This is a genomic window from Roseobacter sp. AzwK-3b, from assembly GCF_000170875.1.
Classification (GTDB): Bacteria; Pseudomonadota; Alphaproteobacteria; order Rhodobacterales; family Rhodobacteraceae; genus Roseovarius; species Roseovarius litoreus.
Window position 1 is genome coordinate 660,753 of sequence record NZ_ABCR01000001.1, and the last position, 21,714, is coordinate 682,466.

20 protein-coding genes are annotated in these 21,714 nt (G+C 62.8%); 16 read left to right on the forward strand and 4 right to left on the reverse strand.

Features of this window, described 5'->3' with window-relative positions:
• Positions 1-64: 64 nt before the first annotated feature.
• Positions 65-1,069 carry a DctP family TRAP transporter solute-binding subunit gene (locus tag RAZWK3B_RS03010; protein WP_007812052.1) on the reverse strand — a complete coding sequence of 335 codons (1,005 nt, stop codon included), beginning with the start codon at positions 1,067-1,069 and terminating at the stop codon, positions 65-67.
• A 186-nt stretch (positions 1,070-1,255) separates the two neighbouring features.
• On the opposite strand from RAZWK3B_RS03010, the gene RAZWK3B_RS03015 reads away from it, so the two are divergent.
• The 4 genes from RAZWK3B_RS03015 to RAZWK3B_RS03030 are packed head-to-tail and all read left to right on the forward strand — an operon-like array spanning position 1,256 to position 5,713.
• Positions 1,256-2,092: an IclR family transcriptional regulator gene (locus RAZWK3B_RS03015; protein ID WP_037295003.1), complete on the forward strand. Its 837-nt coding sequence runs from the start codon at positions 1,256-1,258 to the stop codon at positions 2,090-2,092.
• Positions 2,089-3,258 (forward strand): acetyl-CoA acetyltransferase, encoded by a 1,170-nt coding sequence (locus RAZWK3B_RS03020; protein WP_007812058.1) that lies wholly within the window; start codon positions 2,089-2,091, stop codon positions 3,256-3,258. Before RAZWK3B_RS03015 ends, RAZWK3B_RS03020 begins: the two co-directional genes overlap by 4 nt.
• A gap of 2 nt (positions 3,259-3,260) precedes the next feature.
• A complete protein-coding gene (locus RAZWK3B_RS03025; protein ID WP_007812060.1) occupies positions 3,261-4,844 on the forward strand; it encodes an acyl-CoA synthetase in 1,584 nt (527 codons plus the stop codon).
• 5 nt (positions 4,845-4,849) lie between these two features.
• On the forward strand, positions 4,850-5,713 hold the full coding sequence (locus RAZWK3B_RS03030) for a DUF296 domain-containing protein (protein ID WP_157132117.1): 864 nt from the start codon (positions 4,850-4,852) through the stop codon (positions 5,711-5,713).
• 201 nt (positions 5,714-5,914) lie between these two features.
• Here RAZWK3B_RS03030 and RAZWK3B_RS03035 read toward each other — a convergent pair whose 3' ends face one another.
• Positions 5,915-6,853, reverse strand: a complete 939-nt coding sequence (locus RAZWK3B_RS03035; protein WP_007812062.1) for a LysR substrate-binding domain-containing protein — start codon at positions 6,851-6,853, stop codon at positions 5,915-5,917.
• Positions 6,854-6,962: 109 nt separating this feature from the next.
• Here RAZWK3B_RS03035 and RAZWK3B_RS03040 point away from each other — a divergent pair, with 109 nt between their 5' ends.
• The 12 genes from RAZWK3B_RS03040 to pnp all read left to right on the forward strand — a co-directional run bounded on the left by RAZWK3B_RS03040 (position 6,963) and on the right by pnp (position 19,210).
• Complete coding sequence (locus tag RAZWK3B_RS03040) at positions 6,963-7,436, forward strand: TRAP transporter small permease (protein ID WP_007812065.1); 474 nt, start codon at positions 6,963-6,965, stop codon at positions 7,434-7,436.
• Complete coding sequence (locus RAZWK3B_RS03045; protein ID WP_007812067.1) at positions 7,433-8,731, forward strand: TRAP transporter large permease; 1,299 nt, start codon at positions 7,433-7,435, stop codon at positions 8,729-8,731. Before RAZWK3B_RS03040 ends, RAZWK3B_RS03045 begins: the two co-directional genes overlap by 4 nt.
• 51 nt (positions 8,732-8,782) lie before the next feature.
• On the forward strand, positions 8,783-9,775 hold the full coding sequence (dctP, locus tag RAZWK3B_RS03050) for a TRAP transporter substrate-binding protein DctP (protein WP_007812070.1): 993 nt from the start codon (positions 8,783-8,785) through the stop codon (positions 9,773-9,775).
• A gap of 163 nt (positions 9,776-9,938) precedes the next feature.
• Positions 9,939-11,039, forward strand: coding sequence for an NAD(P)/FAD-dependent oxidoreductase (locus tag RAZWK3B_RS03055; RefSeq protein WP_007812073.1), 1,101 nt, complete (start codon positions 9,939-9,941; stop codon positions 11,037-11,039).
• Positions 11,014-11,316, forward strand: coding sequence for a 2Fe-2S iron-sulfur cluster-binding protein (locus RAZWK3B_RS03060; RefSeq protein ID WP_007812076.1), 303 nt, complete (start codon positions 11,014-11,016; stop codon positions 11,314-11,316). Before RAZWK3B_RS03055 ends, RAZWK3B_RS03060 begins: the two co-directional genes overlap by 26 nt.
• Positions 11,313-12,710, forward strand: a complete 1,398-nt coding sequence (locus RAZWK3B_RS03065) for an FAD/NAD(P)-dependent oxidoreductase (RefSeq protein WP_007812078.1) — start codon at positions 11,313-11,315, stop codon at positions 12,708-12,710. Before RAZWK3B_RS03060 ends, RAZWK3B_RS03065 begins: the two co-directional genes overlap by 4 nt.
• 14 nt (positions 12,711-12,724) lie before the next feature.
• Positions 12,725-13,066 carry a RidA family protein gene (locus RAZWK3B_RS03070; protein WP_083798981.1) on the forward strand — a complete coding sequence of 114 codons (342 nt, stop codon included), beginning with the start codon at positions 12,725-12,727 and terminating at the stop codon, positions 13,064-13,066.
• A 75-nt stretch (positions 13,067-13,141) separates the two neighbouring features.
• Complete coding sequence (locus RAZWK3B_RS03075) at positions 13,142-14,095, forward strand: NAD(P)-dependent oxidoreductase (RefSeq protein ID WP_007812082.1); 954 nt, start codon at positions 13,142-13,144, stop codon at positions 14,093-14,095.
• A gap of 87 nt (positions 14,096-14,182) precedes the next feature.
• A complete protein-coding gene (locus RAZWK3B_RS03080; RefSeq protein ID WP_007812084.1) occupies positions 14,183-15,232 on the forward strand; it encodes a calcium-binding protein in 1,050 nt (349 codons plus the stop codon).
• Positions 15,233-15,396: 164 nt separating this feature from the next.
• Entirely contained in the window at positions 15,397-15,666 is a 270-nt protein-coding gene (gene rpsO / locus RAZWK3B_RS03085; RefSeq protein WP_007812086.1) for a 30S ribosomal protein S15, read from the forward strand.
• Between the two features lie 100 nt (positions 15,667-15,766).
• The gene (locus tag RAZWK3B_RS03090; protein WP_007812089.1) at positions 15,767-16,765 is read left to right on the forward strand and encodes an NAD(P)H-binding protein; all 999 of its coding nucleotides are present in this window, start codon (positions 15,767-15,769) and stop codon (positions 16,763-16,765) included.
• A 309-nt stretch (positions 16,766-17,074) separates the two neighbouring features.
• On the forward strand, positions 17,075-19,210 hold the full coding sequence (pnp, locus tag RAZWK3B_RS03095; RefSeq protein WP_037295007.1) for a polyribonucleotide nucleotidyltransferase: 2,136 nt from the start codon (positions 17,075-17,077) through the stop codon (positions 19,208-19,210).
• A gap of 277 nt (positions 19,211-19,487) precedes the next feature.
• Here pnp and RAZWK3B_RS03100 read toward each other — a convergent pair whose 3' ends face one another.
• Both RAZWK3B_RS03100 and RAZWK3B_RS03105 read right to left on the reverse strand, forming a co-directional pair.
• Positions 19,488-21,074 carry a GMC family oxidoreductase gene (locus RAZWK3B_RS03100; RefSeq protein WP_007812094.1) on the reverse strand — a complete coding sequence of 529 codons (1,587 nt, stop codon included), beginning with the start codon at positions 21,072-21,074 and terminating at the stop codon, positions 19,488-19,490.
• A gap of 57 nt (positions 21,075-21,131) precedes the next feature.
• Positions 21,132-21,590, reverse strand: coding sequence for an Lrp/AsnC family transcriptional regulator (locus RAZWK3B_RS03105; RefSeq protein WP_007812095.1), 459 nt, complete (start codon positions 21,588-21,590; stop codon positions 21,132-21,134).
• Positions 21,591-21,714 lie beyond the last annotated feature (124 nt).

Below are 21,714 nucleotides of genomic sequence, written 5' to 3' on the forward strand. Positions count from 1 at the left end.
ATCCGAACCCTGACGGCAAAAGCCCGTGGCCCTGTCCGGTGGCCACGGGCGGCTAGGTCACGCCTCAGTTGGTGGCCGCGATGGCGTCCTGGAACGCACCCACGATCTCGGGACCCACTTTCGCGGCCCACTGGTCAAAGGCGGGCTGTGTGGCCGTGCGGAAGGCTGCCAGCTCATCGGCGCTCGGCTCATAGACCTCCATGCCCTTCTCGCGCAGGAAGTCGATTCCCTTTGCCGTGTCCTCACGGGTGATCTGGCGCTGGTACTCCATCGCCTCCTGTGCCGCTTCGCGGAGCATCGTTTGCTTGTCAGCGTCGAATGCGTCCCAGACCTCCTTGGACACGCCAAGGAAAATCGGGTCATAGGAATAGTGCCACGCGGTCAGGTATTTCTGCACCTCATAGACTTGCTGCGGAATGATCACGGCACCAATGGGGTTTTCCTGTCCGTCCACAACGCCTTGCTGAAGCGCCGACATCGTCTCGCCCCACTGCATCTGCTGAGGGTTGGCGCCCAGCGCGTTCATGACGTCGATATACATCGGGCCAGCCACGCGCATGTTCAGACCGCGCATATCCTGAGGAGAGCGGATCGGGCGAATGTTGTTGGTCACTTCGCGGAAACCGTTCTCGCCCCACGCCAGAACGACAATGCCTTTTTCCAGCAGGATATCGGACAATATCTGTCCGGGCGCGCCTTGCGTGGTCGCATCGACCTGCTCGTAGCTGGAATAGAGATAGGGCAGCGAGAATACCGCCATCTCGGGCACCAGCGGGGTCACGTTGATGGCCGATGTCACCACCAGATCCAGCGCGCCGCGCCCGACCATTTCGGCCTGACGCATCTGATCGCCGCCCGAAAGCTGCGCGTTGGGGAACACGCGCACCGTCACATCGCCGCCCGAGCGTTCGGCCAGAAGCTCGGCAAAACGCTCCGCGCCCTTGTGCCAAGTCGTCGCGTCGCCCGTGTTGTGCGACAGCCGCAGTTCCTGCGCGCCTGCCGCACCGATATTCAGTGCGACCGCAAGGCTTGCCGCCAGCGCCGCGCTTGTGATGTTGAAAAACTTCATTCGTTCCTCCCTGGGACTATCCTTCGCTCAGCGATGCCGTCCTCACGCCGCCGCCGAGCTGACCAAATAGTGGACCTTCGTCTTTCCGAATTGCAACAAAAACTTGCAAATCTCGCAGGATAAAATCAGAATAACAGGAAACATGCGGACTATAACAAGAAAGCCTCCTCATTATTGGTTCATATTGTGAAAAATGACAAACTTGATTCTTCGCTTGGTGGCGCTCAAAGCGTAGACCGGGCACTGGCGCTGCTGTCCCTGATCGGACAGCACTCGGCCATGGGCATCACGTTGTCGGGTCTTGTCGCGGAGACCGGTCTGAACAAGGCCACGGTCAGGCGGCTGGTGCTGGCCCTCATGCGGGCGCGGCTGGTCGAACAGTCCAAGACCAGCCGCTCCTATCATCTTGGGGAAGAAGCCTACCTCCTCGGTCTTCTGGCACAGGATCGCCACGGGCTCCTGTCTCAGACCATCGACAGTCTGCAACGCCTTGCGCGCACCACAGGCGATACTGCCTTTCTGTCGGTGCGGCGTGGGCGATACTCGGTCTGCCTGCACCGCGAGGAAGGCACCCATCCCATCCGCACCTATGCCCTGATGCCCGGCGGGCATCATCCCCTGGGCGTCGGAGCGGGATCGCTGGCCATGCTGGCCGCGCTGCCCGATGCCGAGGTCGAAGAGGTGATGGCCTCCAACCATGCAGAGCTTATCAGCAACTACCCCCACCTCCCCGTGGAAACGCTGCGCACCCATCTTGTGCAGACACGGGCGACTGGCGTGGCCTTGAATCCCGGTTTGATCTTCGAGGATTCGTGGGGCCTTGGTGTCGCCTTGCTGGGACAGAAAGGCCAGTTGATCGGCGCTGTCTCCCTGGCCGCCATCGAAAGCCGGATGAAGGAACCCCGTCGCACCGAGCTTGCCCAAAAGCTGCAAGCCGAGGCCCGCCTGATTGAAACACGTCTTGCCACGGCCCCGACCCAAGGTCGGGACAATGACAAGCCACAGAAAGGAAACGACCCATGACACGCGCGCAGATCGTCGGCTGGGGCCATACGGCCTTTGGCAAATCCGAACATCCCGACACCGAAAGCCTGATGGCCGAGGCCGTGTCGCAGGCCCTCGAGCACGCGCAGATCGGCGCGCAGGATGTGGACGGCATTTTCGTGGGCGTCTTCAACAACGGCTTTTCCAAGCAGGATTTCCAGGCGGCCCTGGTTGCCATGGGGACCGATGGCCTCGATCACACACCGGCGACCCGCTACGAGAATGCCTGCGCCACCGGATCGGCGGCACTGTTCGGCGCGATGGATTTCATCGAGGCAGGACGCGGCCGCATCGCCTTGGTGGTCGGCGCAGAGAAGATGACCGCCACCCCCACCGCCGAGGTGGGCGATATCCTGTTGTCGGCAAGTTACCGCGCCGAAGAAGCGGATGTTGACGGCGGCTTTGCCGGCCTGTTCGGACAAATCGCACACAGCTATTTTCAGCGTTACGGCGACCGCTCGGAAGAGCTCGCGATGATCGCCGCCAAAAATCACGCAAATGGCATGGCCAACCCTTACGCCCATATGCGCAAGGATTTCGGGCAGGCGTTCTGCAATACCGTCTCCGACAAGAATCCCCGCGTGGCGGGTCCGTTGCGGCGCACCGATTGCTCACTTGTCTCGGATGGTGCCGCAGTCCTCGTGCTGGCCGATGCCGAGACAGCCGCCACCATGCCGCGCGCCATTGGCTTTCGGGCGCGGGCGCAGGCCAATGACATCATGGCCTTGTCGCGCCGCGACGTGCTCGAGTTTCGCGGCGCGCGCATGGCGTGGTCCAATGCATTGACCGAGTCCGGCACGTCGCTGGACGACCTCAGCCTTGTGGAAACCCACGATTGCTTCACCATTGCCGAGATGCTCGAATACGAGGCGATGGGACTGGCCGAACCCGGACAGGGGCACCGCGTCATCCGCGAAGGGATCACGCAAAAAGACGGGCGCTTGCCGGTCAATGTCTCTGGCGGACTGAAATCCAAGGGCCATCCCATCGGGGCCACGGGCGTGTCGATGCATGTCATGGCGGCCATGCAACTGGCCGGTCAGGCCGACGCGATGCAGGTCCCCGGTGCTACGCTCGCGGGGGTGTTCAACATGGGCGGTGCTGCCGTGACCAATTATGTGTCAATTCTGGAAAGCGTAAAATGAGAATGGATCTGTCGAAGGGGGTCACACCCTTTTCCACGCGGGTGATGAACCTGTCGCACCTGCTGACCGAAAGCGCGCGCCGGCTGGGGGATGATACCGGCTTTGTCTGGGGCGATCAAACCTGGAGCTGGGCCGAGATCGAGGCCCGCGCCGCTGCCTTCGCACATGCCCTGGTTCAGGATTACGGCATCGCCAAGGGCGACAGGGTGCTGGTGCAGTCGTCCAATTGCAACCAGATGTTCGAAGCGATGTTCGCCTGCTGGCGTGTGGGTGCCGTCTGGGTGCCCGCCAATTTCCGCCTGTCGCCCGAAGATCTGGCTTGGTTGGCCGGCTCGTCCGGTGCAAGGCTCTTGCTCTGCGGGGCGCAGTTTCCCAACCACGCCGCCGCCTGTGCGCCGCATGTCGATGCGACGATTTCCATCGGCCCGGATTATGAGGCGCTGATTGCCCGTCATAGCGGCGCGGCGCCAGCCGCCGTGGCGGTGCAGCGCGATGACCCGGCGTGGTTCTTCTTCACCTCCGGCACAACGGGCAAACCCAAGGCCGCCGTGCTCACCCATGGCCAACTGGCCTTTGTTATCACCAACCATCTGTGCGATCTGATGCCGGCGACAGGGCCCGAAGATGCCTCTCTCGTTGTGGCGCCCCTGTCGCATGGCGCAGGCATTCACCAACTGGCGCAAGTGGCGCATGGGGTGAAAACCATCCTGCCCGCAGGCGAGAAATTCGATCCTGACCAGATATGGTCACTGGTTGCGCGCTGGCGTGTCACCAACATGTTCACCGTGCCCACGATCGTGAAACTGTTGGTCGAGGACCCGAGTGTCGATCAGCACGACCATTCAAGCCTGCGCTATGTCATCTATGCGGGGGCACCCATGTATCGCGCCGATCAGCGCCGTGCGCTGGACAAGCTGGGGCCGGTGCTGGTGCAATATTTCGGCCTTGGTGAGGTCACGGGGAACATCACTGTCCTGCCGCCCGCGCATCATCACGCCGATGATGAAAAGATGCGCATCGGCACCTGTGGCTTTGCGCGCACCGGGATGCAGGTGCAGATCCAGAACCAGCAGGGCGAAGAGGTCGCCTTTGGCGAAACCGGCGAGATCGCGGTGATCGGTCCTGCCGTGTTCGCGGGATATTTCGACAATCCGACAGCCAACGAGAAAAATTTCCGCGACGGCTGGTTCCTGACCGGCGATCTCGGACACATGGACGCGCAGGGGTTTGTCTATCTCACCGGACGGGCCTCGGACATGTATATCTCCGGTGGCTCGAACATCTATCCCCGCGAGATCGAAGAGAAACTGCTTTTGCACCCCGACCTGTCCGAAGTCGCGGTGCTGGGCGTGCCCGATCCCGTCTGGGGCGAGGTGGGCATGGCCGTTTGCGTGCCGAACCCGCAATCGACAATAGGGCCAGACGACATATTGCCATGGCTTTCCCCGCAGGTCGCCCGCTACAAGCTGCCCCGCTACGTCGTGATATGGGATGAATTGCCCAAATCGGCCTATGGCAAGATCACCAAGAAAATGATCCGCGACGAACTTCTGGCCCGTGGTCAGTTGCCGGACCCGGCGGCGTGACGGTCATGATGCGGCGGATCCAGCATCCCGGCAAGGCCGGCGAAGAGCGCGTCAGCGCCCTCCCGTGCGAGGCCGTGCCGGTGCGCGTCACGCTGCGCGCGGGACAAAGCGTGGCGCAGGCGGTGCAATCCGCCTTTGCCCAGTTGGGGTTCGACTTCGGCTATCTTCGGCTTGACGGGGTCAGCTTCGAGGTTTTGCGCTTTGTGACGCCCGCCCCCTCGCCGGATGATGACCATGCCGCGTGGTATAGCGCGACATATGAAAGAACCGCCCCCGTGCACGTCAGACATGCGGGCGTGCATCTGGGCCAGCGTGAGGGGGCGGCCTTCCTGCATTGCCATGGGCTTTGGGAGGCGGCTGCAGATCTGCCTGACGCCGGGCACATGCTGTGCGACGACAGTATCCTGTCCCACGATGTCACGGTGTCGGGATGGGGTCTCAAGGGGGCGGGCCTTGTGTCCTCCCACGACCCCGAGACAAATTTCGTCCTGTTCCAGCCGCAGGCCATGACACATGCAGCCCGGCCCAATGCCCTCCTCGTCAGGTTGCTGCCCAATCAGGACATCACGGCAGCCCTGCTGGACTTGGCGCAGCATCACGCGATTGCCACGGCCCGGATCGAAGGCATCGGAAGCCTTGTCGGAACCGCCTTTCGCGATGGCCAGACGGTGCAAAGCCATGCCACCGAGATCCTGATCCTCGAAGGGCAGGTGCATGGCGGCAAACTCGATCTCCGGATTGCCTCGGTCGGGTTCGAAGGGCGCGGGCATACTGGTCTTTTGGAACATGATGTGAATGCCGTCTGCGTCACGACTGAAATCCTTGTGATGACGGAAGCCACTCATACCGGGATCGGCGCACCGCACTGAATTCTGCGGCGACCGTCACGATCGCGCAGGGTCATATCCCAAAGGCAAGGATCGGATGCCCCACGCCTGCATCCCACCCGGCAGATCGGCTTTCCGCATGTGCCGCCCATCGGCTTCGTTCCCGTCGTCCGGGTAAGGTGCTGGTAACAGGGTCCTCCGCATGACCGACATGCTCACGACCGACATCCCCCTTTCCCACCCCTATACCGGTTGCCCGAGGATCTCTTTCATCTCCGTCTGCATGTCCTCGACCCTTGCGCGCAGCATGTCGCAGAACGCTTCCGACAGTTGCGAGCCGGGCCGATGCGCCGGGGTCAGCACGGACACCCGGCTGCCTATTCTCGGACGGAACGGGCGGACCACCACACCGCTGCCCGCCGCCAGACCCGCAAGATGGCTATGGGCCGTGATCATGTCGCAGATCATATAGCACAGCCCCGCCCCCACGAACCGCATCCCCGGAAGGAAGGTCTGCAATTCGAACATCGGCTCGAACCGGCACCCGGCCATATCGAACGCCTTCACCGTCTGCCGATAGGTCGGGTGTTCCGCAAACAGCACCGCAAGCCGCCGCTCATCCAGATCGGCGGGCGTGATGACCGGCCGTGCCCCCAGTTCATCGCCCGCCGGGATCGCGCAGACGCATTCCAGATCGAAATCGCTCTGCCGGATCGAGGGGCGCGGCTCGGGCGTCTCGGCAAAGCCTACGTCGAATTGCTGCGAGGCGATCAACTCCTCGATCAATGACGAGGACCGCATCATCAGCGACACCCGGATACCCGGCTTGTCCGATAGGAATTCCGTCAGCACCTTGGGCAGGAAAAACCCCGACGCCGCCGGATGGCAGGCGATCCGCAGATGCCCCGCCTCCAGCTTGGAAATGCCGCTCAGCGTGCGCTTGGTCTGCTCCAGCCGGGACAGGATATCGTCGCATTCCTCCAGAAAGAACCGCGCCTCGGGCTGCGGCGTCAGCTTGCCCTGTTGCCGCTCGAACAGCTTGAAGCCCAGCTCATCCTCCAGCCCCGCGATCATCGCGCTGACCGCTGGCTGTGTGCGGCCAAGCGCGCGCGCCGCCTGGCTGATCGACCCGGTGCGCATCACCTCGCGGAAGGTCATCAACTGACGAAAGGACAGGTTCATCGGCACCCCCATAAAGTCACTCTATGGATTGAGTGATTTTTCCAATTTGCATTTATGCCATGCCCGCCGTCAATCTGTTGTTGAACATTCCGTCACATGCGGGGGGCATATGGACACGTTCGCGAAATACCTGCTCACGGGCCTGATCTGCGTGGTCGCCCTTGGCCAGTTCGTGCAGGTCATCACCCGCTACGTGCTTCAGATCCCGGTCATGGGGCTTGAGGAAACCATGCTTTACCCGACCCTGTGGCTCTATATCTTCGGCGCCGTCAACGCCTCTCGCGAAGACACCCATATCCGCGCCAACGTGCTGGAAATCGCCATCAAGTCCGAACGCGGCCATACGATCCTCGCCATCATCGGCGAGATCATCAGCTTGATCGTCGGCCTTTGGCTTCTGTCCTGGGCCTGGGACTTCACCCGCTATGCCTGGCGCGTCTGGAAGGAAAGCCCGACGCTCTACATCCCCACCTTCTATTCCGACGTGGCGCTGGTTGTAGGCTTGGGTCTGATGATGCTCTACACCGCGATGCATCTGGTCCGGCACATCAATGTCCTGCGCGGACAGGGGGCAGCCCGATGATCGAGATTGCTCTCCTCGCCATTGCGCTTCTGGTGCTGACCCTCACGCTTGGCGTGCCGCTGCCCTACTGCTTCGGCTCGGCGCTGATGGTGATGTATTTCCTCGGCGGCGTGACCATGAAGGGCATGATCCTCTGGGGCTTCCAGCAACTCGGCAACCCGGTGCTTCTGGCCATTCCGCTCTTCGTTCTGGCCGGCACGATCATGTCCGCCAGCGGCATAGCCGCCAGTCTGCTGAATTTCGTCAACGCCTTCATCGGCCATATCCGGGGCGGGCTTGGGGTGGTCGCGGCGGTGTCCTGCGCCATCATCGGCGCGATCTCCGGCTCGGGCCTCACGGGCATCGCCGCCATCGGCCCCTTGCTGATCCCGGAAATGGAAAAGCGCGGCTATCCGCGCGCCTATGCCACGGCCCTCATCGCCAATTCGTCGATCCTTGGCCTGCTCATTCCGCCCTCGGTCACGATGATCGTCTATGGCTGGGTCACCGACACGTCGATCCTTGCGTGTTTTCTCGCCACGCTCGGGCCGGGCCTGCTCATCATGTTCAACTTCTCGGTCGTGAACCTCTGGATGAGCCGCAAGTTCGATCTGATCCTCGATGACAAGCCCAGCTTCACGCAGCTGGCCACCGACGTGGCGCACAAGGGCTTCAACGCCACACCGGCGCTGCTCATGCCGATCATCATCCTCGGCGGCATCTATGGCGGCATCATGACCCCGACCGAGGCCGCCGCGATCTCGGTCATCTACGCGCTGCCGGTGGGCTTCTTCATCTATCGCGGGTTGACATGGGGCAGCTTCCTCGCAGCCGGCAAAGAGGCCGCGACCGCCGTGGGCGCGATCATGCTGATGATCCTTTTCTCGATGATCCTCAGCCAGATGTTCGTCTACGAGGCGATCCCCCAGAAAATGGTCAGCGCGATCTTCGAGATCACCGAAAACAAGGTGCTCCTGCTGATCTTCATCAACATCCTGCTGTTTCTCGTCGGCATGGTCGTCAACGACGTGACCGCCATCATCCTTATCGCGCCGCTGCTCTTGCCGCTGATGCAGGCGATTGGCGTCAGCCCGGTGCAGTTCGCCGCGATCATGGGCGTCAACACCGCGATGGGGGGCGTGACACCGCCCTATGCCTCGATCCTCTATCTCGGCGCGCGGATCGGCAACGTGAAGGTCACCAAGGTGATCCCGCCCGCCATGATCCTGATTGCGCTGGGCTATGTGCCGGTCGTCTTCCTGACCTCGCTCTGGCCCGATCTCTCGCTCTTTCTGCCGCGGCTGTTCGGCTACTGACCCGCATCAGCCACCCCAACCAAACCAAAACCAACTCGGAGGACCACACCCATGAAACACATCCTGACCAGCACCGCTGTCGCCGCCCTCGTGGCCATCGGCAGCTTCGCATCCGCCGCCGACCTGAAGATGAGCCATGTGCGCCCGCAGGACGCCACCATCGACAAGGAACTTCGCGCCTTCTCGACCACCGTGGCCGAAGCCACCGGCGGTGATGTCACGATCACCATTTTCCCGGCCTCGGCCCTTGGCGACTATACCACCGTGCAGGAACGCGTCAGCGTCGGCGCGGTCGACATGGCGACACAGCCCGCCGCCACCGGCGCCGACCGCCGCATGCAGATCAGCTCGTTTCCCTTCCTTGCGTCGACCTGGGATCAGGCCCGCGCCATCTATGGCCCCGGCGGTGTCGTCCGTGACGTGATGGCCGAGCTTTACGCCGAGCAGGACATCACCATGCTCGCGGCCTACCCGGTCTATTTCGGCGGCATCGCGCTCAACACCGATCCGGTCAATCCCGGCGATCCGTCGCAGTCCAACGGCATCAAGGTCCGCGTTCCCGGCATCAAGTCGTTCCAGCTGACCGGCGAGGCGCTTGGCTACATCCCGTCGCCCATCCCCTTCTCCGAGGCGTTCACCGCCATTCAGACCGGCGTGGTCGATGGTGTGATCGGTTCGGGTGCCGAAGGCTACTACGCGTCTTTCCGTGACGTGACCAAGGCCTATATCCCCGCCAACACCCATTTCGAGGTCTGGTACATGATTATCTCGAACGAGTCGCTCGCCGCTCTGGACGCCGAGGATCAGGCCGCCCTCAAAACCGCCGCCGAAGCGTTCGAGGCCACCCGCTGGACCGTCGCCGAAGAGGATCAGGGCAAGTGGGAACAGCGTCTTGCCGATGAGCTGGGCGCCACCGTCGTCGATCTGACCGACGAGCAGCTTGCCGTGATGGCCACCAAGGTCCGCGCCGAGGTCTGGCCGCAGGTGCTCGAGGATGTCGGCGCCGATTGGGGTCAGGCGATCCTCGACAAGATCGGCCAGTAATCCCGCGCTCCGTATCGGGGTTTGTGTACGGAATGGACACAAATCCCGGTCCGGCTTCTGTCATCCGTACCAATCCCGCGTAGGATTCGTACCAATCGCACACAAACCGGGGCGGCCCCAACCCGCCGCCCCGGCCCCTGAAACACCGACCCGGAAGAACCACATGCAGGCGGATTACGCGATCATCGGCGGCGGCGTCGTGGGCCTCTCCATCGCCTGGGGCCTTTTGAAAAAAGGCCGCTCCGTTCTGGTGCTCGATGGCGATGATGGCTCTTACCGTGCCAGCCGTGGAAATTTCGGCCTTGTCTGGGTGCAATCCAAGGGCCTCTCGCAACCCGCCTATGCCCGCTGGTCCCAGCAATCCGCTGCCGCCTGGGCCGATTTCGCCGCTGATCTGGCCTCTTCGACAGGCCGCGATCTGTCGCTGGTTCAGCAGGGCGGTCTCGATTACCACATTGACGAGGAAGCCTTTGATAAAAAGGTGAAATCCTACGAAAAACTGCGTGACGAACTGGACGGAAATTACCCGTTCGAGGTGCTTGGCCACAACGCTCTCAAGGGCGAAGAACCCAATATCGGCCCCAAGGTCGTGGGCGCGATCCTGCATCATCAGGACGGTCACGTGAACCCGTTGCGCCTGCTCAAGGCCCTGTCCGACGATGTCCGCCGCATGGGCGGCACGGTCTGCACAGGCGTGACCGTCACGGATGTCGACAAGCCGTCCTCCTTTCGGATCACCTGCGCCGATGGCGCCACCCATGAGGCTGGAAAAGTCGTGCTTTCTGTGGGGCTTGGCGGGATTGCGCTTGGCCCGAAACTCGGCTTTCAAGCCCCGATGCGCCCCCAACGCGGTCAGGTTCTCGTGACCGAGAAACTGCCGAAACTGATGAACCGCCCCTCGGGGATCATCCGGCAGGTGGACGAAGGCGGCGTGCAGATCGGCGACAGCAAGGAAGAGGTGGGGTATGATGACAGCGTCACCATCGACACCACCGCCCATATCGCCGCCCGCGCCGCCACCGTCTTTCCCGATCTCGCCCGCGCGCAGATCGTCCGCGCCTGGGGCGCGCTTCGGATCCTGTCGCCTGATGGCCTGCCGATCTATCAGGAAAGTCGCGAAATGTCAGGGGCTTACCTTGTCACCTGCCATAGCGGTATCACCCTTGCGGCGGCCCATGCCCGGTATCTGACCGACTGGCTCGAAGGCAATGATGCCGCCCCCGATCTGGAGGTGTTCAGTGAACGACGCTTCGCCGTTTCTTGAGCTGTCCCCCGACAGCACCCCGCGCGTCATCGTGCGCTTCGATGGTCAGGACTACCGTCTGCCCGAGGGGGCGAACCTTGCCGCGGCCCTCTTGGCCGCCGGTCTGCGCAGCCTGCGTGACACCCCTGTCTCCGGCGCCCCGCGCGGTCCGTTCTGCATGATGGGGGCCTGCTATGATTGTCTGGTGCAGATCGACGGCATCACCCGTCAGGCCTGCATGGTCGAGGTCTCGGATGGCCTGATCGTCACCCGCGCCCCTGCGGACAAGGGGGCATGACCATGCACAACTCGGATCTCATCGTGATCGGTGCAGGCCCCGCCGGTATGGCCGCCGCCGCCACCGCCGCCTCCCTTGGGCTGGATGTGCTGATCCTTGATGAACAGCCCCGGCCCGGTGGTCAGATTTACCGCGATGTGACCCGCGCTGCGCCTGCGCGCGGACATATCCTCGGGGCTGATTTCGCCGATGGCCTGCCCTTGGTGCAAGGCATTGAAAGCGAACGGATTTCTCATGTTTCCGGCGCAACCGTCTGGAAGATCGACCCCGATGGGCAGGTCGCCTATTCGGTGAATGGTCGGGGCGCCGTGGCGCAAGGCGCGCGCGTCCTTCTGGCGACCGGTGCGCTGGAACGTCCCATGCCCATTCCCGGCTGGACCCTGCCGGGGGTCATGACGGCGGGTGCCGCGCAGATCCTGCTCAAGCAATCGGGTGTCCTGCCCCGCCGGGCGGTTCTCGCAGGATCCGGCCCGCTGCTTTACCTGATCGCCTCCCAGATGGTGCGCGCCGGCACCCCGCCGCTCGCACTTGTCGAAACCCAAAGCCGCGCCGATTTTCTGGCCTCCCTCCGGCATCTGCCCGGCGCCTTGCGCGGCTGGCGCTACCTGCTCAAAGGTGCGCGCATGCTGACCGAGATCCGCCGCGCGGGCGTGCCGCGCCACTCCGCCGCCACGGATCTGCGCATCGAGGGTGACAGCCACGCCACCGCCCTGTGCTTTACCGCAGGCGGCAAGACCCATCGCATCGCCTGTGACACGGTGCTGTTGCATCACGGCGTCGTTCCCAACACCCAAGCCGCCCGCTCGCTCGGCATCGCGCATCACTGGGATGCGCGTCAGCAGTGTTTTACGCCGCAAGTCGATGACTGGGGCGGCACATCGCAAGAGCATATCCTCATCGCCGGGGACGGGGCCGGTATCGGCGGCGCCGCCGTGGCCGAGATATCGGGCCGGCTGGCCGCGCTTCATGCCGCCTGTGATCTGAGCCGGATCACGCATGCGCAGCGCGATGCGCAAGCCGCACCCCTGCACCGCCGCCGCGCGCAAGAGCTGGCCGCGCGCCCGTTTCTGGATACCGCCTATCCGCCTTGCGGCGATGCGCTTTTGCCTGCCGACAGCACCATCGTCTGCCGGTGCGAGGAAGTGACCGCAGGCGACATCCGCCGCTTTGCCCGGATGGGCTGCAAGGGGCCAAATCAGGCCAAGGCCTTTGGCCGTGCCGGCATGGGACCCTGTCAGGGGCGCTATTGCGGCCTCACCGTAAGCGCGCTTCTGGCCCGCGAAAATGGTGCAAGTCTCGATGACACCGGCTATTACCGCATTCGTCCGCCCCTCAAACCCATCACCTTGGGCGAGTTGGCGGCAATGGAAGACATGGCCGACGCGGCCGAATGACAAAGGACCGATCCATGATCGAACGTATCGACACCGGCGCCCGCATGAGCAAGATCGTCAAGCATAACGGGGTGGCGTATCTCTGTGGGCAGGTTGGCGATGGCGACACCGTGACCGAACAGACCCGCGATTGCATCTCGCGCATCGAGGCGCTTCTGGCCAAGGCAGGCTCCTCGCCCGACCGGATGCTGCAGGCGGTGATCTGGCTGGCCGACATGGCCGATTTCGCCGAGATGAACGCTGTCTGGGACGCATGGGTGCCCGAGGGCCACGCCCCCGCCCGGGCCTGCGGCGAAGCGCGGCTTGCGCGCGACGTGCTCAAGGTCGAGATCATCGTCACCGCGGCCTGCGACTGACCTGAGCATACGGTTTTTGTTGGCAAATCCCGCGAATCCCCCATGGTGGGCGAAACACATGACGGGAGGGGTCACATGAAGGTCGGTTTCATAGGTCTGGGCAATGTCGGCGGCAAGCTGTCGGGCAGCCTGTTGCGCAACGGGATCGATCTGATGGTCCATGACCTCGATCCCGATCTGGTGGCGGGGGTCGTGGCCCGTGGCGCCACCGCCGCCAGCGATCCGGCGGCGATGATGCAGGCCTGCGATGCGGTCATCACCTGCCTGCCCTCGCCTGCCGCCAGCGCCGGTGTCGTGGGGCAGATGCTGCCCCATGTCGCCCCCGGCAAGATCTGGCTCGAGATGTCCACCACCGACGAGGCCGAGATCAAGCGCCTTGGCGCCGAGGTGATCGCTCAGGGCGGCGCCGCCGTGGACTGTCCCGTGTCGGGTGGATGTCACCGGGCCGATACCGGCAACATCTCGATCTTCGCGGGCTGTGACCGGGCGACCTTCGAGATCATCCTGCCGCTGTTGACGAAGATGGGCCGCCGCATCCTGCATACCGGTGATCTGGGATCGGCCTCCATTCTCAAGGTCATCACCAATTACCTCGCCACCGCCAATCTGCTCAGCTGCTGCGAGGCGCTTGTCACCGCCAAGGGCGCGGGCATGGACCTTGCCACCGCCTACGAGGCGATCCGCATCAGCTCCGGCACCTCCTTCGTGCACGAGACCGAAAGTCAGGTGATCCTCAACGGCTCGCGCGACATTTCCTTCACCATGGACCTTGTGCGCAAGGATATTGGCCTGTTTCAACAGGTCGCCGACCGCGCCGGCATTCCACTTGAGCTGAACCCGCTGATGATCTCGATCTTCGAGGATGGCATTTCCCGCTATGGTGCGCGCGAACTGTCGCCCAACATCATCCGCCGTCTGGAAGAGGCCACCGGGCTCGATATCCGGGCCCCCGGGTTCCCGCCCGAAATGACCGATGACGAACCCGAAGAGCCGGGCTACGAGGTCACGCCCAATGGCCCCCGGCGTTAACCGGATCGTTTACCAACCTGTCTAGAAGGATTTGACCGGTTCGGGGCTGTGTGGCTCTATCGGCGCGCGTGTTTTCGGGTTGGTGCGATGCTTTTGCTTGCCGGTATTCTGGGTATGATGGCTGTGGGTGCAACGGCCTTTTTCGGGTTCGATTTCGGAACCTCCGACGAAAACGCCGACTCCCCCCTCCCGCCTGAGCCTGACTCCGGTCAGCCTGATCTGCTGTCCTCTCTCCATCAGCAAGACCCGTCTCCGGACGAGACCGCGCCCGAAGGCTCCGCACCCGATCAAAGCGCGCCCGACACAGCCTTCACACCGGGGGAGATCATCTCGGGCGATGCCACCGACAACAGCATCACTGGCACCGACGCCTCGGATCAGATCAATGGCTATGCCGGGGATGATCTCGTGGCTGGTGGTCCCGGTGACGATCAGCTTTTCGGTGATCGGGGGCAGGATACGCTTCTGGGCGAGGCCGGGAATGACACGCTGCATGGTGACGAAGGCGATGACAGCCTCTCGGGTCAGGATGGCGATGACGATCTTTATGGTCACGCGGGGCAGGATACGTTGTCGGGCGGCGCGGGCGATGACAGCCTGCAGGGTGGCGAAGGCAATGACAGCGTCATGGGCGATGATGGCAACGATGCCGTGCATGGCGGTCTGGGCGATGACACGCTCGATGGCGGGCTGGGGGCTGATACGCTGTTCGGCAGTTGGGGCAACGACGCGCTGACCGGTGTTGTCGATGATCCGAACACCCCGCAAACCGATGATATCGACGCGGGGGATTTCCTCAATGGGGGCGGTGGCGACGATGTGATCGTCATCGGTCAGGACGACACCGTGACCGGGGGTACCGGCGCCGACAGCTTCATGCTCGGCCATTGGATCACCCAAGACCATCAGGCCGAGATCCTTGACTTCTCGCTGACCGAGGATGCCTTGATGGTGATCTATGATGACAGCACGGACCCCGATCCCGAGGTGACGCTGGAACCCGATGACGCCGAGTCCGATCTACAGCACCTTGCGCTGAACGGTGTGCGGATCGCGGCGATTTCCGGCGCTGCGGGCTTGACGCTTGACGCCATTGCCCTGATCCCCGAAAGCGCGCTGCCGCCTTCGGCCAGCTAAGCCCGCGCGCGGCCCTGACGCAGCGCTGCGATTCTCCTCTTTTCTTTCGGCGCGATTCCTCCTATACGCGCCCATCCCTCGTGTTGCGGGGGGTATCTCCATAGGACCATGCTGGACGACATCCCGGCTTGCGCCCTTCACCCTTGATCAAAAAGGAGACCCCGATGTCGATCACCGCTGAAGAAAAAGACCGCGTGATGAAGGAATTCGCAACCAAAGAAGGCGACACCGGTTCGCCCGAAGTTCAGGTTGCCATCCTCACCTCGCGTATCGCCACGCTGACCGAGCACTTCAAGACCCACAAGAAGGACAACCACGGCCGCCGTGGCCTTCTCAAGATGGTCGCACAGCGCCGGAAACTGCTGGACTACCTCAAGGCCAAGGAAGAGGCCCGCTATCAGGACCTCATCAAGCGCCTCGGCATTCGCCGCTAAGGTTTCGATCCTTTTCGGATCACCCGACGCCCGCTCTTTCCAGAGCGGGCGTTTTTCGTCACAAAGGTCCGCAACCGCCGCAACCTGCCGGACCCGCCTGATGTCAGTCGCCGCCCCCCCATCCCCAGACCCCAAGCGTGTTTTCGTGCTTGGCGGCACCGGCACGATCGGGCAGGCGACGGTTGCCGCCCTTCTGGCCCAAGGCCATCACGTCACGTGTTTCCTGCGCCCGCGCGCCTCGGACGACATGCGCGTGCCGTTGCCCGATGCCGCCAGCTTGCGCTTTGGCGATGTCACCGATCCCGCCTCCCTGATCCGTGACGGGTTTCGGGGTGACCGCTTTGATGCGCTGGTCTCCTGCATGGCATCGCGCAGCGGCACGCCGCGTGATGCCTGGGCCATCGATCACAAGGCGCATGTCGCGGCTCTTGGCCCGGCCCGCGATGCCGGTATCGCCCATGTCGTGCTCTTGTCCGCGATCTGTGTGCAAAAGCCGCGTCTTGCCTTCCAGCAGGCCAAGCTGGCGGCGGAACAGGCGTTGATCGCCTCGGGCCTGACCTATTCCATCGTGCGCCCGACCGCGTTTTTCAAATCCCTGTCGGGGCAGGTCGCGCGCCTGCGCGCGGGCAAACCCTTCCTGCTCTTCGGCGATGGCGCGCTGACCGCCTGCAAACCGATCAGCGATGCCGATCTGGGCCGCTACATCGCCACCTGTCTCGACGATCCCGACCGGCAGAACCGCATCCTGCCCATCGGTGGACCCGGCCCCGCGATCACCCCCCGTCAGCAGGGCGAGCTGCTCTTCCGCCTTCTGGGGCAGGACCCCCGCTTTCGCCATGTGCCGGTGGGTATGATGGATGCCATCATCGCCGGTCTCGGCGCGCTCGGGCGGCTGTCTCCGAAATGGCGCGACAAGGCCGAACTGGCGCGCATCGGCCGCTACTACGCGACCGAGTCGATGCTGCTGCTCGATCCGGTCACGGGCCGATATGACGCCGACGCCACGCTCGAGTTCGGCACCGACACACTCGAGGCGTTCTATACCCGTCTGATCCGGGGCGAGGTGTCGGTCGATCTGGGCGATCACGCCGTGTTCTGAGCTGCGTGCAACGCCCGCCGCGTTAATCCCGCCGCGCACCGATCCCGATACCGACGTAATACCGACGTGATGCCGACGCGATACCGATCTGCCAAAAGCCCTGTTTTGATGGCTGTTAACGCTGATTCGTAGCGCTCACGTCATCATTGCTTTCAAAATGCTTCAAACTGCGCTATGGCGCCCCCATCTGTGACGTGATGCCTTTGACCCCGGGCGCATGGGAATGGATTGGGGTCGGCGGCAATGGGGCCGCCATTGAAACGGAGGACCCGGGATACGCCCGGGAGTGCCTCCAACTAGGAAGACATGATGTTCAAAGAAGTGAAAAAATCGATGCAGTGGGGCGAGGAAACGCTCACACTGGAAACGGGCAAGGTTGCCCGTCAGGCAGATGGCTCGGTCATCGCCACCTTGGGTGAAACCTCGGTGATGGCCAACGTGACCTTCGCCAAGGAACCCAAGCCCGGTCAGGATTTCTTTCCGCTGACCGTCCACTACCAGGAAAAATACTACGCCGCGGGCAAGGTGCCCGGCGGCTTCTTCAAGCGCGAAGCCCGTCCCACCGAGAAAGAGACCCTGACCGCGCGCCTGATCGACCGTCCGATCCGCCCGCTCTTCGTCAGCGGCTTCAAGCACGAAGTTCTCGTTATGTGCACGGTACTTAGCCATGATCTGGTCAACGATCCCGATATCGTGGCGATGATCGCCGCCTCGGCCGCGCTGACCATTTCGGGTGCGCCCTTCATGGGTCCGATCGCCGGGTGCCGCGTTGGGTATTCGGATGGCGAATACATCCTGAACCCCGATGTCGAGGATATGCACGACCTTCGCAACAACCCCGATCAGCGTCTCGATCTGGTTGTCGCCGGCACCAAAGACGCCGTCATGATGGTCGAATCCGAAGCCTATGAGCTGTCCGAAGACGAGATGCTGGGCGCCGTGACCTTCGCGCATGAGCAGATCCAGCCGGTGATCGACCTGATTATCGATCTGGCCGAAGACACCGCGAAAGAACCGTTCGACTTCTCGCCCCCGGATTACTCGGCGCTTTATGATGCCGTCAAAGCCGCTGGCGAAGACAAGGTGCGCGCGGCTTACGCGATCACCGACAAGCAGGAACGCACCGCTGCGGTCTCAGCCGCCAAGGAAGCGATCAAGGCGTCTCTTTCCGAGGAACAGCTTGAAGATCCCAACCTCGGCTCGGCCCTGAAAAAGCTCGAAGCCAGCGTCCTGCGCGGCGATGTGGTCAAGACCGGCAAGCGGATCGACGGGCGCAGCCTCGACACCGTGCGTCAGATCGTGTCCGAAACCGGCCTGTTGCCACGGACCCATGGATCGGCTCTGTTCACGCGTGGCGAGACACAGGCGCTTGTGGTCACGACGCTTGGCACCGGCGACGACGAGCAGATCATCGACGCTCTGCATGGCAACTTCCGCTCCAACTTCCTGCTGCACTACAACTTCCCGCCCTATTCGGTCGGTGAAGCGGGCCGCGTTGGCCCTCCGGGCCGTCGCGAAGTGGGTCACGGCAAGCTGGCATGGCGCGCCCTTCAGGCTGTTCTGCCCGCCCCGACCGACTTCCCCTACACCATCCGCGTCGTGTCCGAGATCACGGAATCCAACGGCTCGTCCTCGATGGCATCGGTCTGCGGCGGCTCGCTGTCGATGATGGATGCCGGTGTGCCTCTCAAGGCGCCTGTGGCCGGTGTGGCGATGGGTCTGATCCTTGAAGATGACGGAGAATATGCGGTCCTGACCGACATTCTCGGTGACGAGGATCACCTCGGTGACATGGACTTCAAGGTTGCAGGCACCGAAAAGGGCATCACCTCGCTGCAGATGGACATCAAGGTCGCGGGCATCACGCCCGAGATCATGAAGAAGGCTCTGGCACAGGCCAAGGACGGCCGGCTGCACATCCTCAATGAGATGTCCAACGCTCTGACCGAAGCCGGCGATTTCTCGATCCATGCACCGCGTATCGAAACGATGCAAATCCCCACCGACAAGATCCGTGAAGTGATCGGTTCGGGCGGCAAGGTGATCCGTGAGATCGTCGAAGTGTCGGGCGCCAAGGTCGATATCAACGATGAAGGTATCATCAAGATCGCCTCGCCCAACAGCGAAGCCATTCAGAAGGCTTACGAGATGATCCATTCGATCGTCGCCGAGCCGGAAGAAGGCGGGATCTACAAGGGCACGGTCGTCAAGATCGTCGATTTCGGCGCCTTCGTGAACTTCTTCGGCAAGCGCGACGGCCTCGTGCATGTCAGCCAGATCGAGAACCGCCGCCTGAACCATCCGTCGGATGTGCTCAAGGAAGGTCAGGAAGTCTGGGTCAAGCTTCTGGGCTTCGATGATCGCGGCAAGGTGCGCCTGTCGATGAAACTCGTCGATCAGGAAACCGGCGAAGAGATGAAGAAAGAGGAAGAAGCCGAAGGCTAAACGCCCGGCCCATCCTCGCAAAGATCGGCCCCGGCAGAAATGTCGGGGCCTTTTTCTTTTATTTTCAATGACGTGACGTTATGCGTGTCAATGTATCAAAAGGGGTTTTAAGGATATACGTTTTCCGGTAAGTCTTACCCTAGCTGGTTGTGGGCCAGCAGGGCAAGCAGCCTTTAACGAGTGTTTGAGTTCAAGTTCCGGCTGCGTTGCCACTCACGGACGACACGCAACCGGCAGGCCCTGGCCGACCCGGTCGGTCAGGGCCGTGAGCCTGACGTCACCGCGCATCTTCAAGGATCATGTCGGCGGCCTTCTCGGCGATCATGATGGTGGGCGAATTGGTGTTGCCGCTGGTGATCGTGGGCATCACGCTCGCATCCACAACCCTCAGCCCGCCGATCCCGCGCAGCCGCAACCTGTCATCCAGAGGTGCATGGCCCTCGGGACCCATATGCACCGTTCCCACCGGATGAAAGATCGTCGTGCCGATATCGCCTGCCGCGCGGGCCAGCTCCTCTTCCGTTTGCATCGCGGTGCCGGGCCGGATTTCCTGTGGATCGTAGCGTTGCATCGCGTCCTGCTCCATAATCCGTCGGGTCAGCCGGATCGAGGCCGCGGCAACCTGCCGGTCGCCTTCCGTCGACAGGTAATTCGGCGCGATCACCGGAGCCTCCATCGGATCGGACGAGGCGATGCGCACCTCTCCCCGGCTTTCGGGGCGCAGGTTGCACACGCTGGCGGTCAGACCGGGGAAATCGTGCAGGGGTTCGCCGAACGCGTCCAGCGATAGCGGCTGGACATGATATTCCAGATCAGCGGTGGCCAGTTCGGGCCGTGAGCGTGCGAACGCCCCCAGCTGGCTTGGCGCCATTGCCATTGGCCCGCTGCGCTTGAGCAGGTATTCCAGCCCGATCGCGGCCTTGCCCCAAAGCGAATTGGCCAGCGTGTTCAGCGTTCTTGCCCCGGTCAGCCGCCATGCGCAGCGCAATTGTAGGTGGTCCTGCAGGTTGCGGCCCACCATCGGCGCTTCGAGCTGCACCTCGATCCCATGTTCGTGCAACAGATCGCCCGGCCCGATCCCCGACAACTGCAGGATATGCGGGCTGCCGATGGCGCCCGCACACAGGATCACCTCGCCGCACGCCTTTGCGGTCCGTACCTCGCCGCCCTGAAGATACTCCACGCCAACTGCGCGCCCCGCCTCGAGGATCAGCTTCCGTGTCTGCGCCTGTGTCTCGACCCTGAGGTTCGTCCCGCTGCGCGCCCCCAGAAAGGCGCGCGCGGTGTTCAGCCGCCAGCCTTTGCGCTGGTTGACCTTGAAATAGCCCACGCCTTCATTGTCGCCGGTGTTGAAATCATTGGTCTCGGGCAGCCCGGTGGCAACCGCCGCGGCCTTCCAATCATCCAGCACCTGCCAATGCAGGCGCTGATTGTCGACGCGCCATTCGCCGCCCGCGCCGTGCATCTCGGACGCGCCATCGACGTAATCCTCCGAGCGTTTGAAATAGGGCAGCACATCGTCCCAACCCCAGCCGGTATTGCCCATCTGCCGCCAGCCGTCATAATCGGCAGCCTGCCCGCGCAGATACAGCATCCCGTTGATCGAACTGCACCCGCCCAGAACCTTGCCGCGCGGATAAAGCAGCGACCGCCCGTTCAGCCCGGGTTCGGGTGCGGTGCGAAAACACCAGTCCGTGCGCGGGTTTCCGATGCAATGGAGATATCCCATCGGAATATGGATCCAGTGATAGGTGTCGCGCCCCCCGGCTTCGAGCAGAAGCACCTTGTGGCCCTTCGCGCTCAGCCGGTTGGCCAGAACGCATCCGGCGCTGCCTGCGCCGACGATGATGTAATCCCAATCCATGGCGGCTCCTTGGTTCGGTGGGAAGACTTACCCGATCAGCCGCCGCCCGCAAGCGGCTCAGAGCGGCAGGGCCGTTGTGCTGAACACGGTGCGCAGCGCAAAGGACGATTGCATCTTGGCGACACTCGGCAGTCGCGTCAGGTATTGCCGGTGAATGCGCGCGAAATCCTCGGTGCTTTCGGCGACGACCTTGAGAATGTAATCCGCAGCTCCGGCCGTAAGATGGCATTCCAGCACGTCCGGTATCCGGGTCACGGCCTTCTCAAACGCTTCCAGCACCTCATCGGCCTGGGTGGCCAGCGTGATCTCGACAAAGATCGTGGCGCTGACACCCAGTTTCCTTGGGTCCAGAAGGGCGACGTAATCGCGGATATAGCCCTCGGTTTCAAGGCGCTGCACCCTGCGGTGACACGCGCTTGCCGACAGGTTGACCGCGTCGGCCAGATCGGCGTTCGATATGCGCCCCCGCCGCTGGAGAACCTGCAGCAACCGACGATCCATCGCATCCAGAGCCATTCAAGCAATACCCTTCGAATTAGAGTGTCGATATGCGCAGGTTATTCGGAAATTTACTGCTTTGGCGAGGGATTTTTCAACCGAATTGCGCGTCTGATGCGACATCCTGTCACCAAAGAGCACG

Bases quoted from the DNA above. Each gene is read 5' to 3' on its own strand.
- RAZWK3B_RS03010 (WP_007812052.1), bottom strand. From the start codon at position 1,069: ATGAAGTTTTTCAACATCACAAGCGCGGCGCTGGCGGCAAGCCTTGCG.
- RAZWK3B_RS03020 (WP_007812058.1), top strand. From the start codon at position 2,089: ATGACACGCGCGCAGATCGTCGGCTGGGGCCATACGGCCTTTGGCAAA.
- RAZWK3B_RS03025 (WP_007812060.1), top strand. From the start codon at position 3,261: ATGGATCTGTCGAAGGGGGTCACACCCTTTTCCACGCGGGTGATGAAC.
- RAZWK3B_RS03030 (WP_157132117.1), top strand. From the start codon at position 4,850: ATGATGCGGCGGATCCAGCATCCCGGCAAGGCCGGCGAAGAGCGCGTC.
- RAZWK3B_RS03035 (WP_007812062.1), bottom strand. From the start codon at position 6,853: ATGAACCTGTCCTTTCGTCAGTTGATGACCTTCCGCGAGGTGATGCGC.
- RAZWK3B_RS03040 (WP_007812065.1), top strand. From the start codon at position 6,963: ATGGACACGTTCGCGAAATACCTGCTCACGGGCCTGATCTGCGTGGTC.
- RAZWK3B_RS03045 (WP_007812067.1), top strand. From the start codon at position 7,433: ATGATCGAGATTGCTCTCCTCGCCATTGCGCTTCTGGTGCTGACCCTC.
- dctP (WP_007812070.1), top strand. From the start codon at position 8,783: ATGAAACACATCCTGACCAGCACCGCTGTCGCCGCCCTCGTGGCCATC.
- RAZWK3B_RS03055 (WP_007812073.1), top strand. From the start codon at position 9,939: ATGCAGGCGGATTACGCGATCATCGGCGGCGGCGTCGTGGGCCTCTCC.
- RAZWK3B_RS03065 (WP_007812078.1), top strand. From the start codon at position 11,313: ATGACCATGCACAACTCGGATCTCATCGTGATCGGTGCAGGCCCCGCC.
- RAZWK3B_RS03070 (WP_083798981.1), top strand. From the start codon at position 12,725: ATGATCGAACGTATCGACACCGGCGCCCGCATGAGCAAGATCGTCAAG.
- RAZWK3B_RS03075 (WP_007812082.1), top strand. From the start codon at position 13,142: ATGAAGGTCGGTTTCATAGGTCTGGGCAATGTCGGCGGCAAGCTGTCG.
- RAZWK3B_RS03080 (WP_007812084.1), top strand. From the start codon at position 14,183: ATGCTTTTGCTTGCCGGTATTCTGGGTATGATGGCTGTGGGTGCAACG.
- rpsO (WP_007812086.1), top strand. From the start codon at position 15,397: ATGTCGATCACCGCTGAAGAAAAAGACCGCGTGATGAAGGAATTCGCA.
- RAZWK3B_RS03090 (WP_007812089.1), top strand. From the start codon at position 15,767: ATGTCAGTCGCCGCCCCCCCATCCCCAGACCCCAAGCGTGTTTTCGTG.
- pnp (WP_037295007.1), top strand. From the start codon at position 17,075: ATGTTCAAAGAAGTGAAAAAATCGATGCAGTGGGGCGAGGAAACGCTC.
- RAZWK3B_RS03100 (WP_007812094.1), bottom strand. From the start codon at position 21,074: ATGGATTGGGATTACATCATCGTCGGCGCAGGCAGCGCCGGATGCGTT.
- RAZWK3B_RS03105 (WP_007812095.1), bottom strand. From the start codon at position 21,590: ATGGCTCTGGATGCGATGGATCGTCGGTTGCTGCAGGTTCTCCAGCGG.